The organism is Pseudomonas sp. Pseusp88 (assembly GCF_047303955.1).
Classification (GTDB): domain Bacteria; phylum Pseudomonadota; class Gammaproteobacteria; order Pseudomonadales; family Pseudomonadaceae; genus Aquipseudomonas.
Window position 1 is genome coordinate 169,626 of the sequence record NZ_JBGLYM010000001.1, and the last position, 16,317, is coordinate 185,942.

The following is a 16,317-nucleotide window of genomic DNA, read 5'->3' on the forward strand; positions in this document are numbered from 1 at the left end:
GCCGGGAAAGCCCAACAACTGCTTGATACAGGTCAATATCCGGGTAGGCTGTGCGGTGTTGCCCTGCCAGTTCTGGCAGTTGAAATGGCAGTCATTGGCAGCTACTGGCAGAAAGCAAATACGCATCCGCAGGAGCGAGGCTTGCCCCGCCAAGACAGTTCACAAGCGCTCAAGATGCATCGGATGTACTGGCCCCTCGCGGGCAAGCCTCGCTTCAACAACGATCAGGAACCGACATGGCTTCAACCCGCACCTCCCACATGCAGGCCCTGGTCTCGTACCTCGAACACGACGGTCTGCCGACCATCGTGCTTGACACCGAGTACAACATCATCGCCGCCAACACCGCCTACCAGCGCCAGTTCGGGGTCGAGGGCAAGCCGCATATCGGTGCCAAGTGCCATCGTGTCTCGCACCAGTACGCGGTGCCCTGCGATCAGGCCGGGGAGTTGTGCCCAATGCGCAAGGCCCATGAAACCGGGGCGCCCGAGCGCGTGCTGCATATCCATCACACACCGCGCGGGCCAGAGCATGTGGACGTGGAGTTGCGGCCGATCCTCGATGACCAGGGCGAGGTGTTTGCTTATGTCGAGCGTCTGACCAGCGTGACCGTCGCCTCGGTGCAGCCGCAGAAAAACACCCTGGTCGGCCGCTCTGCAGCTTTCAACGAAGCGCTGATCGCCCTGCAACGCGCGGCGCCAGCGCAGATCCCCGTGTTGCTGCAAGGCGAGTCCGGCACCGGCAAGGAACTGTTCGCCAGGGCCCTGCATGCCAGCAGCCCGCGGGCCAACGGACCTTTGGTGGTAGTCGACTGCACCGGGCTGACCGAGTCGCTGTTGGAGAGTGAGCTGTTCGGCTATGAGAAGGGCGCGTTTACCGGCGCCTTGCAGCGCAAGATCGGCCTGGCCGAAGCGGCACACGGCGGCACGTTGTTTCTCGATGAAATCGGCGAAGTGCCACTGGCCATGCAGGTCAAGCTGCTGCGCCTGATCGAATCCGGCAGCTTCCGCCCGGTGGGCAGCCTGCGCACGGTGCATTCGGATTTCCGCCTGGTATCGGCGACCCACAAGCCACTCAAGGAAATGGTCGCGGCGGGCAGTTTCCGTCAGGACCTGTACTACCGCATCAGCGCCTTCCCGGTCCGCCTGCCCGCTCTGCGTGAACGCAGCGAAGACTTGCCCCTGCTGATCGAAAGCCTGCTGCAACGCCTGGCCCCCGGCGCACCGCCTCGGGTCGATGAACAGGCCATGACACTGCTGTGCCAGTATGCTTATCCGGGCAATATCCGTGAGCTGCGCAATATCCTCGAACGGGCGCGATTATTCGCCGATGATGGCTTGATTCGCGCCGAACATCTCCCCGCAGAAGTGCGCGGCCAGGCCGAGGCGCCACAGTTGATGCGCCCGCGCAAACGCAGCGAACTGGAACAGTTGGCCCATGCCCTGGAAGTGTTCAAGGGCTCGCGCAGTGAATTGGCCGTTGAATTGGGATTGAGCGAACGGACTTTGTATAGGCGGTTGAAGGCGTTGGGGATTTCCTAAGGAGGCTCTCACACCCTGTAGGAGCTGCCGAAGGCTGCGAATGAGGCTGTCTGGTACACAGCTTTCGCAGCCTTCGGCAGCTCCTACAAAACCTCATTCCAAATCATAAAATTGAGATTGCGTTATTCGACGAAGGTCACGGCACCACCGGCCAGGGACTTGACCCGCGCCAACGACTCAACCCGATACCCTTGGGAATCCAGTTCTGCCCGACCACCCTGGAACGATTTCTCGATCACAATCCCCAACCCGACCACCGTCGCACCGGCCTGTTTGATGATCGAGATCAGCGCCTGGGATGCCTTACCGTTGGCCAAAAAGTCGTCGATGATCAGCACACGGTCACTGCTGCTCAGGTGCCGTGGCGAGATGGCGACGGTGCTTTCCACTTGCTTGGTGAACGAATAGACCGTTGCCGACAACAGGTTTTCCGTGAGGGTCAGGGACTGGTGCTTGCGCGCGAAAATCACTGGCACGCCGAGTTTCAGCCCGGCCATGATCGCCGGGGCAATGCCCGAGGCTTCGATGGTGACGATCTTGGTCACGCCTTCGTTGGCGAACAGACGGGCGAATTCGTCGCCGATCTGCTGCATCAGCAACGGGTCGATCTGATGGTTGAGAAAGGCATCGACCTTGAGCACCTGTTCGGACAGAACGATGCCTTCATCACGGATTTTCTGCTGCAGTGCTTCCACGTCGGCTCCTCAAGGGGCGCAATAATTCAGCGTTTGAGCATGGCGCGGATATCCGCCAATGCCGTATTGCCGCGAACGGCTTTCACTTCGGTAGGGGTGTCGTCGTTGCCTTCCCAGGCCAGGTCGTCCGGGGGCAACTCATCGAGGAAACGGCTCGGCGCACAGTCGATGATCTCGCCGTACTGCTTGCGCTTGCCGGCGAAGGTAAACGCCAGGATCTCCCGGGCCCGGGTAATGCCCACGTAGGCCAGGCGGCGCTCTTCTTCGATGGTATCGGCCTCGATGCTGGAGCGGTGAGGCAGAATTTCCTCTTCCATGCCCATGATGAACACGTAAGGGAATTCCAGGCCCTTGGACGCATGCAGGGTCATCATCTGCACGCCCTCGGCACCTTCCTCTTCCTCCTGTTGCCGCTCGAGCATATCGCGCAAGACCAGCTTGCCGATGGCTTCCTCGATGGTCATGCCACCGTCTTCGTCTTTTTCCAGGGTGTTCTTCAGGGCCTCGATCAGAAACCAGACGTTGCCCATGCGATAGTCTGCGGCCTTGTCGCTGGAGCTGTTCTGCCGTAGCCAGTTCTCGTAATCGATGTCCATGACCATGCTGCGCAGCGCGGCGATGGGGTCATTCTGTGCGCATTGCTGGCGCACGCCGTCCATCCAGCGTTTGAAGCGTTGCAGACGGTCGGTGTAGCGGCTGTCCAGGTGCTCGCCCAGGCCGATTTCCTCGGTGGCGCTGTACATCGAGATCTTGCGCTCGGTGGCGTAGTTGCCGAGCTTTTCCAGGGTCGTCGAGCCGATTTCCCGGCGTGGCACGTTGATCACCCGCAGAAAGGCGTTGTCGTCATCCGGGTTAACCAACAGGCGGAAGTAGGCCATCAGGTCCTTCACTTCCTGGCGGCCGAAGAAGCTGTTGCCGCCGGACAGGCGATACGGCACCTGATGGTGCTGCAATTTCAGCTCGATCAGCTTGGCCTGGTAGTTGCCGCGATAGAGGATGGCGAAATCGCTGTAAGGGCGGTCGGTGCGTAGGTGCAGAGTGAGGATTTCCATGGCCACACGCTCGGCCTCGGCTTCCTCGTTGCGGCAGCGGATCACACGGATCTCGTCGCCGTGGCCCATCTCACTCCACAGTTGCTTCTCGAAGGCGTGGGGGTTGTTGGAGATCAGCACGTTGGCGCAACGCAGGATGCGGCTGGTGGAGCGGTAGTTCTGCTCCAGCATGACCACCTTGAGCGAGGGGTAGTCTTCCTTGAGCAGCATCAGGTTTTCCGGACGTGCGCCGCGCCAGGCATAGATCGACTGGTCGTCGTCGCCCACCACCGTAAACTGGTTGCGCTGGCCGATCAGCAACTTGACCAGCAGATATTGGCTGGCGTTGGTGTCCTGATATTCGTCCACCAACAGGTAGCGGACCTTGTTCTGCCACTTTTCGAGAATGTCGGCATGTTCCTGGAACAGCTTGACCGGCAGCAGGATCAGGTCGTCGAAGTCCACCGCGTTATACGCCTTGAGCGTGCGCTGATAGTGGGTGTACACGATGGCGGCGGTCTGCTCACGGGGGTTGCGCGCGTTGCTCAGGGCTTCGGCAGGCAGTACCAGATCGTTTTTCCAGGAGCCGATCATGTTCTTGATCTCGTCGACGCCGTCGTCGCCCGAGTATTCCTTCTGCATGATGTCGGTCATCAGGGCTTTGACGTCGGTCTCGTCGAAAATCGAGAACCCCGGTTTATAGCCCAGCCGTGCATGCTCCTTGCGAATGATGTTCAAGCCGAGGTTATGGAAGGTCGAGACCGTCAGGCCACGCCCTTCGCCGCCGCGCAGCAGGGTGCCGACCCGCTCCTTCATTTCCCGCGCCGCCTTGTTGGTGAAGGTCATGGCGACGATGTACTGGGCGCGGATGCCGCAGTTCTGGATCAGATGGGCAATCTTGCGCGTGATCACGCTGGTCTTGCCGGAGCCCGCACCGGCAAGAACCAATAGCGGACCGCCGACGTAGTTCACGGCTTCTTGTTGCCGGGGATTGAGTCGGGACATGGGATTAGAGGGGTCGCTGCACGTAAAGGGCGGGCATTTTAACAGGCCGGAGATTTTGTGCAGCGACCGTCTGACGCTATCTAATTTTTTTGGTTTTGTTACATTTGCTGACAGGACACAAAAAAATGCATCCGGTTCCCTCTTTTGGAAGGATGCTAAAAAATTTTCCTTTGCGTTTAGGGAGTTAGCTTGTCCAACCCTGTCGAACCCTTGCGGTTGCTGCTGCTGGCCGACGAGCCCGCGTGGCTCGGGCTTTTGCGCAATTGCCTTACGCCTCTGGGGAAGTCGGTAACGTTGGTGCAACTCTCTCGCTGGGACGGGGTAGGCGATCAGTATGCGAATGAACGCAATACCGTCCTGCTGACCACTGCGGCCCTGCGTCCATTGGACTCGAACTGCAAAATCCCGGTTATTTTGCTCCTCGAAGAAGAACCGTTCGTCGGACTTTCCGGGGTCAGCGACTGGCTGGTCCGTAGCCAGTTGACCTGCGATGTGGTGCGTCGCTGCCTGCGCCATGTGCGTGAACGCAGCCTGCTGGAAAATACCCTGCAACGCCTGGCCGAACAGGACCCGCTGACCGGTATCGCCAATCGCCAGGGTTTCCATGCCCTGCTCGCCGCACGCCTGGCCGAGAACCGCGGCAGTGGCCTGGCCCTGGGCCATCTGGACCTGGATAATTTCCGCCGCGCCAACGACGCCCTCGGCCATCAGGCCGGCGACCGCCTGATCCTGCAAGTGGTGGCAAGGCTCAAGAGCCAACTGGAAGTCGGCGATCAGGTCGCGCGCCTGGGCAGCGACGAATTCGCCCTGCTGATCGACACCCGCCATGCCCCGCAACGTGCCGAGTGGATGGCCGAACGCATCGTCGAAGTGCTGTCCGAACCCTATTGGGTCGACGGCGAAAGCCTGTTGATCGGTTGCAGCCTGGGCATCGCCCACGCCCGCCCCGAAGCCGGTGCCGACCCGCTGATGTGGCATGCCCATATCGCCATGCAGCAGGCCAAGAGCATTCAAGGCTGCACTTTTCACGTCTTCAACGAACGCATCAACCGCAACGCTCGCAGCATCGCCGATCTGGAAAGCGAACTGCGCCGGGCGCTACGCCGTGACGAACTGGAACTGCACTACCAACCGCGCCTGTGCCTGACCAGTGGCACCGTGGTCGGTCTCGAAGCCCTGGTGCGCTGGCGCCATCATGAACGCGGCCTGTTGCCGCCCAGCGAATTCGTGCCACTGGCCGAACAGAGCGGGCTGATCGTGCCGCTGGGTTATTGGGTCATCTCCCGTGCCCTGCGTGACATGCAGGCCTTGCGCGAGCTGGGCCTGCCGCCCATGCACATGGCCATTAACCTGTCGTTCCGCCAGTTCCAGGACAACCAGTTGCTGGCTACTCTCAGCCGTCTGATCGAAGAACGCGGCGTCGATGCCCGCTGGCTGGAGTTCGAGCTGACCGAAACCGCCGTCATGCGCCGCAGCGACCTGGTGCGCCAGACCATGGATGCCCTGGGCCGCCTGGGGGTGCGCTTCTCCCTGGATGACTTCGGCACCGGCTTCTCGTCCTTCGTGCACCTCAACAGCCTGCCGATTGCCCTGCTCAAGATCGACAAGAGTTTCGTCGGCGAGATGCAGTCCCGTGAAGAGAACCGCAAACTGGTCCACGCCATGATCAACCTGGCCCATAACCTGAGCCTGGAAGTGGTCGCCGAAGGCGTGGAAACCCCTGAGCAACTGGCCATGCTGCGCGACTTCGGATGCGACCAGATTCAGGGCTACCTGATCAGCCGACCGCTGCCGTTGGCGGAGTTGCTGAATTATTTGATGCAGGATGACCAGCACGCATCGGGCGCTAGCCAGATCGCCTGAGGGCGCTCCTACGGCCCGCGCCAACAAGAAAAGTGACGAATCTGAAGGATCGCTCTCTTTCTATTGAGTGAAATTTCCTAAACAATTCCGCCCGCTTGTGCTCGTCGATTTCAGGAACTAGCCTGCGCTCCGCCACTGCAAACCAGTGGCCGGGTGTGGAAACCTGTCTCTACTAAGGCGCCAGCTCCATCTGCTTATTTGCTCTCGGGCAAGTGCTTTATGGCAGCTATGTTCGGGCAGACTTCGGTCTGGCCGAGGTGGCCTCGTAGCTCGGTTTTCCACCCCGTTCATAGCTGCCACCTCTTCGTCGCGTGGAAACGACAAAGAGGTAGTTCCTGAACATACGAGGCGATACATGATTAAGAAGCTGATCCCCGATCCACCCCACACCACCGAAGAAACCCTTATCCGCATCTACGACCTGCTGCGCAGCGCCGCAGCGGTGATGTATGAGTCCGGCGACCAACAAAGCGGCACCCACCGCCACCTGGCATTTGCGGCGTTGTACCTGGTCGATATGGCCAAGGCGCTGGCGGATCACCAGATCCAGTCGTTCCATGAACAGCGAACGGCCTAAGTACACAATGTAAGAGCAAACCGTGGGAGCGGATTCATCCGCGAAGGGGCCAACACATTGGCGGCGTCCGGAATAAAGCTTTCGCGAATGAATTCGCTCTCATCAAACAACGCGCAACGTACTGATTGACAAAGACTTTGTGGGAGCGAATTCATTCGCGAAAGCGGTGGTCCAGGCGATGAAGATGCGTCGAATGTACCGGCCTCTTCGCGAATGAATTCGCTCCCACAAGATTTGCCTCCTGCCCCGGTCAGTGTTTGCTGCGTGACAGCGCGGCGTCGTAGATGGGGCGGGATCTCCCACAGTAGTGCGTGCATATTGTCGGATCTGTGGGCGGACTCATCCGCTGAAGGGGCTACTCTGGCTTTAAAGCAAACATAGAATCTCCCATGGTTCGCTCCAAATAGTTCGAGCGAGCCTCACCCCATCACCACCGCACCCGCCGCCTCGCGCCGCAGCAGCCGCGAGGTCTTGCGCTCGAAGGCGTAGGTCAGAGCTACCGCCGAGCACAGCAGCCCCAACGCCAGCCCCCACCACACGCCCACAGCGCCATCGGTGGTGTAGAACCCCAGCATCCATGCCGCCGGGGCCGCTACCAGCCAGTAACAACCCAGGCCGATGAGGAAAGTGGTCTTGGCGTCCTTGAAACCGCGAATTGCCCCCATGGCGATGGTCTGGGTGCCATCAAGGATCTCGAACCAGGCGGCAATCGCCAGCAGTTGCGTGGCCAGGGCAACAATCGGGGCGAACTCCGGATTGTTGATGTCCAGGAACAGCCTGATGACCTGATGGGGCGCCAGCCAGAACAGGATGCCGAAACACAGCATCACCATGGCGCCAAAGGCGATGCCGACACGCCCGGCGGTACGCGCCAGCAGCAGGTTACCCGCGCCGTAATGCAAGCCGATGCGCATGGTCACGGCGTAGGAAATGCCCACGGGAATCATGAAAGCCATGGACACCGATTGCAGGGCGATCTGGTGCGCCGCCATCTGGTTGCTACCCATGGCACCCATGCAGAACGCAGCAAAGGTAAACAGGCCCACTTCCACCGCGTAGGTCCCGCCGATGGGCAGGCCCAGGCGCCACAACTCTTTGAGATGCTGCAACGACGGTGACCAGAAGCCCTCGCGGATCGGGAACCCAGCGTAGGCCGGGTGCCGGCTGATGTGCAGGGCCAGCAGCGCCGCCATGCAGTTGGTGACAATCGCCGTGACCAGACCGATCCCCATCAAGCCCAGATGCGGCAAACCGAACAGGCCGTGGATAAAGGCATAGTTGAGGCCGAAGTTGGCAGCGGCACCGCCCAGGCTGATCGCCATGACCGGCCCTGCGCGGCCCAGCGCACTGGTAAAGCCGCGCAGGGCCATGAAGGTCAACAAGCCGGGAAGAGCAAAGGGCAGGGTGATCAGAAATTGACCCGCCATATGCACGCTGGCTTCTTCCTGACCGAACAGATAGAGAATGGGCTCCAGATTCCACAGCAACAACGCCGCGATCAACGCCATGCCCCACGCCAGCCAGACCCCGGCCTGAATCAGCCGGGTGGCGCCGATGGCGTCGCCAGCACCGTGGCGAATGGATACCAGAGTGCCCACGGCCGCCATCACGCCCACGCAAAAGAATGAAATCAGGTTGTAACTGGCAACGCCCAGACCGCCGCCGGCGAGTGCTTCCGGGCCCAGCTGGCCCATCATCACGGTATCGGTAAAGACCATCAGCATATGCGCCATCTGCGAGGCGATCAGCGGCCCGGCCAGGCGCAGGATGACCCAAAGTTCTTTAATGGCGGGTTGTTGCATGGCGCGACACTCATTCACAGGCATTGATGAGCGGGTCATTCTCATGATTTAACCGGCGCTGCACAAAGGGATAAATCCGATCAATTGCATGAGTTAAACTCATGTCGCAGTTTCAATCCCGATTTACCCGCCAGCCAGCTATAGGAAAGTTCTGAATGCCCCGTAGCCTTCCTCCTCTTTATGCCCTACGCGCATTTGAAGCGGCTGCGCGGCATAGCTCGTTTACCCGTGCGGCGCAGGAACTGTCGATTACCCAAAGCGCGGTGAGTCGGCATATCCGCACTCTGGAAGATCATTTTGCTTGCCGCCTGTTCCAGCGCAGCGGGCGCAACATTCAACTGACCGAAGCGGCGCGCACGCTATTGCCCGGCGTGCGTGAGGGCTTTCTGGCCCTGGAACGGGCGTGCAGCATTCTGCTGACCGAAGAAGGCATCCTGCGCATGAAGGCGCCGTCGACCCTGACCATGCGCTGGTTATTGGCGCGGCTCAGTCGCTTCCGTCACTTGCAGGTGGGCAACGAAGTGCAACTGACCAGTGCCTGGATGGACATCGACAGCGTGGACTTCACTCAGGAACCGTTCGACTGCGCCGTCCTGCTCAGCCATGGGCACTTTCCTGCGGACTGGGAAGCCACACTACTATTCCCGGAATGGCTGATCCCGGTGGGCGCTCCGACCTTGTTGCAGGACCAACCCTGGGATGTCGAACGCCTGGCCAGTGCAGAACTGCTGCACCCCACGCCTGATCGCCGCGACTGGCGCAATTGGCTGGAGCGCATGGGCCTGTCGGAGCAGATCTCGCTCAAGGGCGGTCAGGTATTCGATACGCTGGAACTGGGCATGATTGCTGCAGCGCGTGGCTACGGCGTTTCCATGGGCGATTTGCTGATGGTGGCCGAAGATGTGGCGCAAGGCCGCTTGAGCCTGCCTTGGCGCACGGCGGTGTTCAGCGGCGAGAACTATTACCTGGTCTGGCCCAAGACTCGCCCTGGCGGCGAGCGTCTACGGCGCTTGAGCGAGTTTTTGCAAAGCGAAGTGCAGGCGATGGTCCTGCCCGAGGTGGAAATCCTGCAATAAGTATCATTGGCCATGCAAACCGACGAGCGTTTGGCTATACCCACCTATAGGACTCAAGTATTGGTCCTGTCGGCCGAATTCGTACGTATGTACCATTCGGTACAGACCCAATCCGTCATTTAGATGAGCCGAGGCACGGATAGCCCGATCGTTCTCCAGGAGTTTTCATGTCCCAACCCCGCGCCCGTATCGCCTCGCAGCTGGGCCTCGCCCTGGCCATTATTCTGGCAGTGGTCATCAGCGCCAGTACCTTGTTCGCCTTGCGTTCCCTGGACGCCGCCAACCTGGGAATCCGCGAAGAGCATATGAGCAGCGAAGCACGTTTGCTCGCCGACCAGCTCAACACCTTCCACAGCACCCTGCGCGACAGCACACAGCGTTTGAGCGGGCTGTTCGAGCAGCGTTTCGCCAGTGGCCTGGTGGTTGCGGCGGACAAGCAGGTCAACGTCGCCGGCGTGCAAAGCCCCAGCCTGCTGCTGGGCGACACGGTGCTCAACAACGACTTCACCCAGGCGGACGATTTCCGCAAGATGACCGCCGGTGTGGCAACGGTCTTCGTGCGCAATGGCGAAGACTTCATCCGCATCAGTACCTCCCTGACCAAACAGGACGGTTCCCGGGCCATCGGCACCCTGCTCGACCATGCCAGCCCGGCGTATGGCCGTTTGCTGGCAGGTCAGAACTACGTGGGCCGCGCCCTGTTGTTCGGGCGCAATTACATGACTCAGTACACCCCGGTGCGCGACAGCGGCGGCAAAGTCATCGCTGCTCTGTTCGTCGGCTTCGACTACACCGACGCGCAGAACGTCCAGTTCGAAAACCTGAAGAACTTCCGCATCGGCGATACCGGTTCTCTGGCCCTGCTCGACGAACAGAACCATTGGCTTGTAGCCCCTGCGGGCATTAATTCGCCGGACGATGCCGCCAAGACAGTCACGTCCTTTACCCAGAAACCGGGCGTTGGGCATTTCTGGAATGACGGCAAACAGGACATCTATAGCGTGGCCATGCCTTTTACCGGTGGCCCATGGACAGTGCTTGCCAGCATGCCTCGCGCGGAAATCAGTGCCATGACCTGGAGCGTCGGCACGCAACTGGCCATCGGCAGCCTGTTGGCCATGCTGATTGCCGTGGGCGCGGCGATCTGGCTGTTGCGCAGCAAGCTGCGTCCGTTGGCCGCCCTCGTACTTCAAGCCGAGGCTTTGGGCGCAGGTAACCTGAGCGTGCGTTCGAAGGTCAGCAACGACGAAATCGGCCAGCTGGCCAATGGCTTCAACACCATGGGTGAGGCGCTGTCGACCATGGTCTCCCATATCCGCGTCGCCGCGCAGGAAGTCAGCACCCGCGCCCATAGCCTGTCCGGCCTGTCCAGCGGCGCCCATGAAGGCATGGAGCAGCAATCGGGCGAGATCACCAGCATGGCCGGTGCGGTGGAGGAGTTCAGCGCCACCTCCCTGAATATCGCCGACAACATGACCAGCACCGAACGCCTGGCCCAGGACAACGCCCAGCAGACCCGAATCGGCCGCAACTCAATGCAGGAAGCCTCCGCGTCCCTGGAACAGATCGCCGGGTCGCTCAACAGCACCGCCAAGGTCATCGACACCCTTGGCCAGCGCTCTCAGGAGATCGGCAGCATCGTCGGCACCATCACTTCGATTGCCGACCAGACCAACCTGCTGGCCCTGAACGCCGCCATCGAAGCCGCGCGAGCCGGTGAAGCCGGACGCGGTTTTGCCGTGGTCGCCGATGAAGTGCGCAGCCTGGCCTCGCGCACCCGTCAGGCCACCGACGAAATTTCCGGCATGATCGCCAGTATCCAGCAGGAAACCGGCAACGCCATCAGCACCATGCAGCAAGGCAATGCCCTGATGCAGGAAGGCTTGAAACTCAACGCCAACGTGGCGGCAGCTTTGGCGCGAATCGATGAGCAAAGCCGCAGTGCTGGCGAGCAATTCGCCGCTATCACTACGGCCACACAGGAACAGAGCAGCACCGCGACCCTGCTCAGCAGCAATCTGCAAAGCATCGCTTTGGGCAACAGCGAACAGCGCGAAGTAGTGTCGCACTTGGCCGATACAGCCCGGGAGCTGAACGCACTGGCGGCGGAGCTGACTCAGGAAGTCGACCGCTTCCGCTGATTGCTCACCCAGGCAATCGCTATCGCCAGCAGGATCAGTCCTGCGGCGACGGCGAAAGTGCCGCTTGTGCCGTGGGCAATTGCCTCGGCTCCGGCACGACTGATATCGGTCGTGCGAGAGGCCGCAGAGAACACCGCGCCCATCACCGAAACGCCGCTGATCAACCCCAGATTGCGTGACAGGCTGAGCGTGGCGGAAATCACCCCGCGCTGATCGGCACGCACGCCGCTCATGATCCGCGTGTTGTTGGCCGCCTGAAACAGCGCGTATCCGGCGGTCAGCAGCATGATCGGCAAGACATAACCCGCCACGCCGAAGGTTTTCGGTAACAGCGCCAGTACACCGCACCCCAGCGCCATGCCCAGCAGCCCAAGTGTCGTTATGAACGGGCTGCCAAAGCGGTCGACCAGGCGTCCGGCAGGTACTCCGGCACATACCGCCGTCAGCGGCCCGACCGACAGGGTCAGGCCCACCGCTGCCGTAGCCAATCCCAGACTATGGGCCAGGTAGAACGGCCCGACCACCATGGTAGTCGCGATCACCGTCGCTACCAGCAAGGTCATCGCCAAGCCACCACTCAAAGACCGCTCGCGGAACATCACCAGACGCAGCAAGGGCGCCGCCACGCTCGACTCGACCCAGATAAACAGACCTGCGCCGCAAACCGCCAGGCCCAGCAACGGGCCATTGTGCGAGCCCAGGGTCATGGACAGAGCAAAGGCAGTGAGGGTCAGGGCCAACACTAACGTGCCGAGCCAGTCGAACCCAGGACGCTGCCGCACCGGCGCAAGGTTATCCACAGGCAGAAACCGGTAGGCAAGCCAGAAGCAGACAAGCCCCAACGGCAGATTGACCAGAAAGATGCTCGGCCAGCCAAAGTGCCCGATCAGCACGCCTCCCAGAGACGGACCAAGGGTCGTGCCGAACGCCGACATGCTGCCCAGCAGGCCCATGGCGCTGCCGGTGCGGGCCTTGGGCACGGCATCACCGACCAGGGCCATGGTCAGGGCCAGCATGATTGCCGCGCCCAGCCCTTGCGCCGCCCTGGCCGCGATCAACATCCACAGTGTCGGCGCCAAGGCGCATAACAAAGAAGCGGCGCTGAAAACCACGATGCCAACCAACAGCAACCGCCGCCGCCCGACCCTGTCGCCGAGGCGCCCGGCGCTGACAATCAGCGAGGTAATCACCAACAGGTAAGCCAGCACAATCCACTGCACCTGCGGGAAAGAAGCACCAAGTGCCTGCGCCAGGGTCGGCAGACCGACATTGGCGATGCTGGCATCCAGCGACGGCATCAGCATCGACAGGGCGAGGCCCGTCAGCGCCCAGCGGGTCTTGTTGTCGGAAAGGTTCGATGTAGATGCAGGAATGGATGACTCGGTCATGAAATGGCTCCCCTGGAGTGATCAAGCACTGTTGGAGCGAGGCTTGCCCGCGAAGAATGATGACGCGGTGCACCTGACACACCGCGCCGCTCAATTCGCGGGCAAGCCTCGCTCCCACAAAGCAATGAGGGAAGCCTATGCTTGTGCCATACATGGCGGAAGGCGCACGCTATGCAGTTAATACCTGCATGCAACGCCGCCTATGGATAAACCCATGTCGACACCCGATCTCAACCTGCTTATCGCCCTGGACGCCTTGCTCACCGAAGGCAGCGTCGCCCGCGCCGCCCGACGCTTGCAACTCAGCGCTTCGGCCATGAGCCGGACGTTGGCGCGGCTGCGGGAAACCACCGGTGACCCGCTGCTGGTCAGAGCCGGGCGCGGACTGGTGCCGACGCCACGGGCGCTGGAACTGCGCGAACGCGTTGCGCAACTGGTGCAGGATGCCGAAGCCGTATTGCGCCCGGCCGAGCAAATCGACCTCAAGCAATTACAACGCAACTTCACCCTGCGTAGCCGAGATGGCTTCGTGGAAAACTTCGGCGCCGCCCTGATCACTCGCCTTGAGCAAGATGCGCCGGGCGTACGCCTGCGCTTCATGCCCAAACTCGACAAGGACAACAGCCTGCTGCGCGATGGCACTGTCGATCTGGAAATCGGCGTAGTCGGCAGCAGCGCCAGCCCCGAAGTGCGTTCGCGGATATTGCTGCGTGATCGCTTCATCGGTGTAGTGCGCGCAGGCCATGAACTGAGTCAGGGCGCGATAACCCCTGAACGTTACGCATCCGCCCGTCACGTGCTGGTCGCGAGACGCAGCCAAGGCGTCACGCCGATGGACGACAGCCTGAAAGCGTTGGGCCTGGAACGGGAAATCACCACCATAGTCGGCGAATTCCCTGCCGCCCTGGCCCTGGCCCGCGCCAGCGATATGGTTGCCACAGTGCCCGAACGGCATGTCGGCGCGCAGCAGAACGGGCTGTTCAGCTTCCCACTGCCCTTTGACACACCCCCCCTGGTCGTCTCCATGCTCTGGCACCCGCGAATGGATGCGGATGCGGCGCATCGGTGGTTGCGCGAGTGTGTGCGGCAAGTGTGCTCTGGCTAGGGTCAGTTACTTGAAGGCCGATACTGCAACGCCTCAGCCAGATGCCCACGGCCAATAGCCTCCACCTGCTCCAGATCGGCCAATGTGCGCGCGACTTTCAACAAGCGGTGCGCGGCGCGCAGGGACAGGGTCAGCCGCTCACAGGCAGTCTCCAGCCAGGCTTCGTCTTCGCCGGACAGCGGGCAGTGGCGACGTAAACCGGGCAGGTCGAGGAAGGCATTGGCGCAACCCTGGCGACGCAGTTGCAGATTCCGCGCCTGGGCCACCAGAGCGGCAGCGCGGGCCGTAGTGTCGTCGCTGGGAGCGCCCGGATTCAGGGCTGTAGCTTCGCGGGCGACGGTCAGGTGCAGGTCGATGCGGTCGAGCAGGGGGCCGGAGAGTTTGTTGCGGTAACGCTGGATCTGCTCCGGGGAACAGCGGCAGCGGCCTGTGGGTTCGCCCAGGTAGCCACAAGGGCAGGGGTTCATCGCGGCGACCAGCTGGAAGCGCGCCGGGAAACGCACCCGGTCCCGGGCCCGGGAAATGACGATATGGCCACTTTCCAAAGGCTCACGCAGCACTTCCAATACGCGCCGGTCGAATTCGGGCAATTCATCAAGGAACAGCACACCGTGATGGGCCAGGGTGATTTCCCCCGGTTGGGGACGACTGCCGCCGCCCACCAAAGCAGGCCCGGACGCGGAGTGGTGCGGCTGCCGGAAGGGCCGTTGCGGCCAGTGTTGCAAGGGCGCCTGACTGGCCACCGACTGGATCGCCGCCACCTCCAGCGCCTCATGCTCATCCAGTGGCGGCAGCAAACCCGGCAAGCGGCTGGCCAGCAGGGTCTTGCCGGTGCCGGGCGGGCCGCTGAACAGCAGGTTATGGGCGCCAGCTGCGGCAACCACCAAGGCACGCTTGGCGGCGATCTGCCCTTGTACTTCGCTCAGGTCCGGATAGGGCTGGACCTGATGCAGCAATCCACTGGACTGATACGGCACGATGAGCGTACGGCCATTGAAATGTGCCACCAGGTCGAGCAAATGGCTGACCGCTATCACGCGCAGACCCGACGCCAGGCAGGCTTCTTCGGCATTGGCCGCAGGCACTATCAAGGTGCGCTCCGCCGCCCGCGCCGCCAGTGCTGCAGGCAATACCCCCTGCACCGGGCGAATGGCGCCGGATAAAGCCAGCTCGCCAAGACACTCGACATCCTGCAATGCCACCAATGGCAGCTGGCCGCTGGCGGCCAGCAGGCCCAGGGCGATCGCCAGATCGAAACGCCCGCCGTCCTTGGGCAGGTCGGCGGGGGCCAGATTGAGGGTGATACGGCGTGCCGGGTAGTCGAGGCCCGAAGTCAGGATCGCGCTGCGCACCCGGTCCTTGCTCTCCTTGACCGCACCTTCCGGCAACCCGACCAGGGTCAGGGACGGCAGGCCGTTGGCCAGATGGGTTTCAACCGTAACAGCAGGCGCCTCGACGCCCACCTGGGCGCGGCTGTGGACAATGGCGAGGGACATGGATCATTCCTTGATATGCATGAACTGCGCATCCTGCGCGATTGCAGGCAAGGAGGGATCAGGGAATGGGTTGCAGGGTGTGACGAAATGGGCGCGGATCGGTTGGAGCGAGGCTTGCCCGCGAAATCTATGGGTCAAACCCGGATAATTCAGCGACAGCACTGGCCTCTTCGCGAGCAAGCTCGGCTCCAACGGGTCTGGCGTTTTCTGTTAGAGCCGCGTTTGACGCCTGCAAGGGTTACTCAACTGGCGGCGTCAGCTTCGCTTCCATCTCTGCCACCTTGGCTTCCAGTGCCTCAAGACGGGCACGGGTGCGAGCGAGGACGGCCATCTGGCTGTCGAACTCTTCGCGGCTGACCAGATCCAGTTTACTGAAGCCGCTCTGCAGCAGCGCCTTGAACTGTGCTTCGAATTCATTGCGTGGCAGGGGGCTGTCGCCATTGAACAGACGCGAGGCGTGGCCGCTCAGGGCATCGAGAAAAGCTTTGGGAGCCAGCATGGTCAACCTCCGGAATCAGATGGGCGGCAGTGTAGCACGCAGCGTCTATAGTCAATTCACGCGCACCAGCGATGCACATTTATCGCGCATCACGGTGG

The 16,317-nt window shown here is 61.6% G+C and carries 12 protein-coding genes and 1 pseudogene; 7 read left to right on the top strand and 6 right to left on the bottom strand.

The window, feature by feature from the left end; genetic code table 11:
* Positions 1–236 precede the first annotated feature (236 nt).
* Positions 237–1,541 (top strand): sigma-54 interaction domain-containing protein, encoded by a 1,305-nt coding sequence (locus ACCD02_RS00810; RefSeq protein ID WP_413298039.1) that lies wholly within the window; start codon positions 237–239, stop codon positions 1,539–1,541.
* Positions 1,542–1,663: 122 nt separating this feature from the next.
* Here the strand turns inward: ACCD02_RS00810 and ACCD02_RS00815 are convergent, their stop codons facing one another.
* Together ACCD02_RS00815 and rep are read right to left on the bottom strand one after the other, a co-directional pair.
* Positions 1,664–2,236, bottom strand: a complete 573-nt coding sequence (locus ACCD02_RS00815; protein ID WP_413298040.1) for a xanthine phosphoribosyltransferase — start codon at positions 2,234–2,236, stop codon at positions 1,664–1,666.
* 26 nt (positions 2,237–2,262) lie between these two features.
* Positions 2,263–4,272, bottom strand: coding sequence for a DNA helicase Rep (gene rep / locus ACCD02_RS00820; RefSeq protein WP_413298041.1), 2,010 nt, complete (start codon positions 4,270–4,272; stop codon positions 2,263–2,265).
* A 189-nt stretch (positions 4,273–4,461) separates the two neighbouring features.
* Between rep and ACCD02_RS00825 the strand changes: the two genes are divergently transcribed.
* Positions 4,462–6,135: a putative bifunctional diguanylate cyclase/phosphodiesterase gene (locus ACCD02_RS00825; protein WP_413298042.1), complete on the top strand. Its 1,674-nt coding sequence runs from the start codon at positions 4,462–4,464 to the stop codon at positions 6,133–6,135.
* A 355-nt stretch (positions 6,136–6,490) separates the two neighbouring features.
* Positions 6,491–6,712: a DUF6124 family protein gene (locus ACCD02_RS00830; RefSeq protein ID WP_413298043.1), complete on the top strand. Its 222-nt coding sequence runs from the start codon at positions 6,491–6,493 to the stop codon at positions 6,710–6,712.
* Between the two features lie 419 nt (positions 6,713–7,131).
* On the opposite strand, the gene ACCD02_RS00835 is transcribed toward ACCD02_RS00830, so the two are convergent.
* The gene (locus ACCD02_RS00835; RefSeq protein WP_413298044.1) at positions 7,132–8,514 is read right to left on the bottom strand and encodes a NorM family multidrug efflux MATE transporter; all 1,383 of its coding nucleotides are present in this window, start codon (positions 8,512–8,514) and stop codon (positions 7,132–7,134) included.
* 155 nt (positions 8,515–8,669) lie between these two features.
* Between ACCD02_RS00835 and ACCD02_RS00840 the strand changes: the two genes are divergently transcribed.
* The 3 genes and pseudogenes from ACCD02_RS00840 (at position 8,670) to ACCD02_RS00850 (ending at position 11,731) form a co-directional block, all read left to right on the top strand.
* Positions 8,670–9,590: a LysR substrate-binding domain-containing protein gene (locus ACCD02_RS00840; protein WP_413298045.1), complete on the top strand. Its 921-nt coding sequence runs from the start codon at positions 8,670–8,672 to the stop codon at positions 9,588–9,590.
* Between the two features lie 167 nt (positions 9,591–9,757).
* A pseudogene (locus tag ACCD02_RS00845) lies at positions 9,758–10,876 on the top strand (Cache 3/Cache 2 fusion domain-containing protein); the annotation flags it as partial.
* Positions 10,877–11,008: 132 nt separating this feature from the next.
* Positions 11,009–11,731 carry a methyl-accepting chemotaxis protein gene (locus ACCD02_RS00850; RefSeq protein WP_413298314.1) on the top strand — a complete coding sequence of 241 codons (723 nt, stop codon included), beginning with the start codon at positions 11,009–11,011 and terminating at the stop codon, positions 11,729–11,731.
* On the opposite strand, the gene ACCD02_RS00855 is transcribed toward ACCD02_RS00850, so the two are convergent.
* Complete coding sequence (locus ACCD02_RS00855; protein ID WP_413298046.1) at positions 11,707–13,119, bottom strand: MFS transporter; 1,413 nt, start codon at positions 13,117–13,119, stop codon at positions 11,707–11,709. The genes ACCD02_RS00850 and ACCD02_RS00855 overlap by 25 nt on opposite strands.
* A gap of 214 nt (positions 13,120–13,333) precedes the next feature.
* Here ACCD02_RS00855 and ACCD02_RS00860 point away from each other — a divergent pair, with 214 nt between their 5' ends.
* Entirely contained in the window at positions 13,334–14,224 is an 891-nt protein-coding gene (locus ACCD02_RS00860; protein WP_413298047.1) for a LysR family transcriptional regulator, read from the top strand.
* A gap of 2 nt (positions 14,225–14,226) precedes the next feature.
* Here ACCD02_RS00860 and ACCD02_RS00865 read toward each other — a convergent pair whose 3' ends face one another.
* Together ACCD02_RS00865 and ACCD02_RS00870 are read right to left on the bottom strand one after the other, a co-directional pair.
* The gene (locus tag ACCD02_RS00865) at positions 14,227–15,720 is read right to left on the bottom strand and encodes a YifB family Mg chelatase-like AAA ATPase (protein ID WP_413298049.1); all 1,494 of its coding nucleotides are present in this window, start codon (positions 15,718–15,720) and stop codon (positions 14,227–14,229) included.
* A 238-nt stretch (positions 15,721–15,958) separates the two neighbouring features.
* A complete protein-coding gene (locus ACCD02_RS00870) occupies positions 15,959–16,219 on the bottom strand; it encodes an accessory factor UbiK family protein (RefSeq protein WP_413298050.1) in 261 nt (86 codons plus the stop codon).
* Positions 16,220–16,317: the final 98 nt, after the last annotated feature.

Coding starts and splice junctions, on each gene's coding strand:
- ACCD02_RS00810 (WP_413298039.1), top strand. CDS start 237: ATGGCTTCAACCCGCACCTCCCACATGCAGGCCCTGGTCTCGTACCTC.
- rep (WP_413298041.1), bottom strand. CDS start 4,272: ATGTCCCGACTCAATCCCCGGCAACAAGAAGCCGTGAACTACGTCGGC.
- ACCD02_RS00830 (WP_413298043.1), top strand. CDS start 6,491: ATGATTAAGAAGCTGATCCCCGATCCACCCCACACCACCGAAGAAACC.
- ACCD02_RS00835 (WP_413298044.1), bottom strand. CDS start 8,514: ATGCAACAACCCGCCATTAAAGAACTTTGGGTCATCCTGCGCCTGGCC.
- ACCD02_RS00840 (WP_413298045.1), top strand. CDS start 8,670: ATGCCCCGTAGCCTTCCTCCTCTTTATGCCCTACGCGCATTTGAAGCG.
- ACCD02_RS00850 (WP_413298314.1), top strand. CDS start 11,009: ATGGCCGGTGCGGTGGAGGAGTTCAGCGCCACCTCCCTGAATATCGCC.
- ACCD02_RS00855 (WP_413298046.1), bottom strand. CDS start 13,119: ATGACCGAGTCATCCATTCCTGCATCTACATCGAACCTTTCCGACAAC.
- ACCD02_RS00860 (WP_413298047.1), top strand. CDS start 13,334: ATGTCGACACCCGATCTCAACCTGCTTATCGCCCTGGACGCCTTGCTC.
- ACCD02_RS00865 (WP_413298049.1), bottom strand. CDS start 15,720: ATGTCCCTCGCCATTGTCCACAGCCGCGCCCAGGTGGGCGTCGAGGCG.
- ACCD02_RS00870 (WP_413298050.1), bottom strand. CDS start 16,219: ATGCTGGCTCCCAAAGCTTTTCTCGATGCCCTGAGCGGCCACGCCTCG.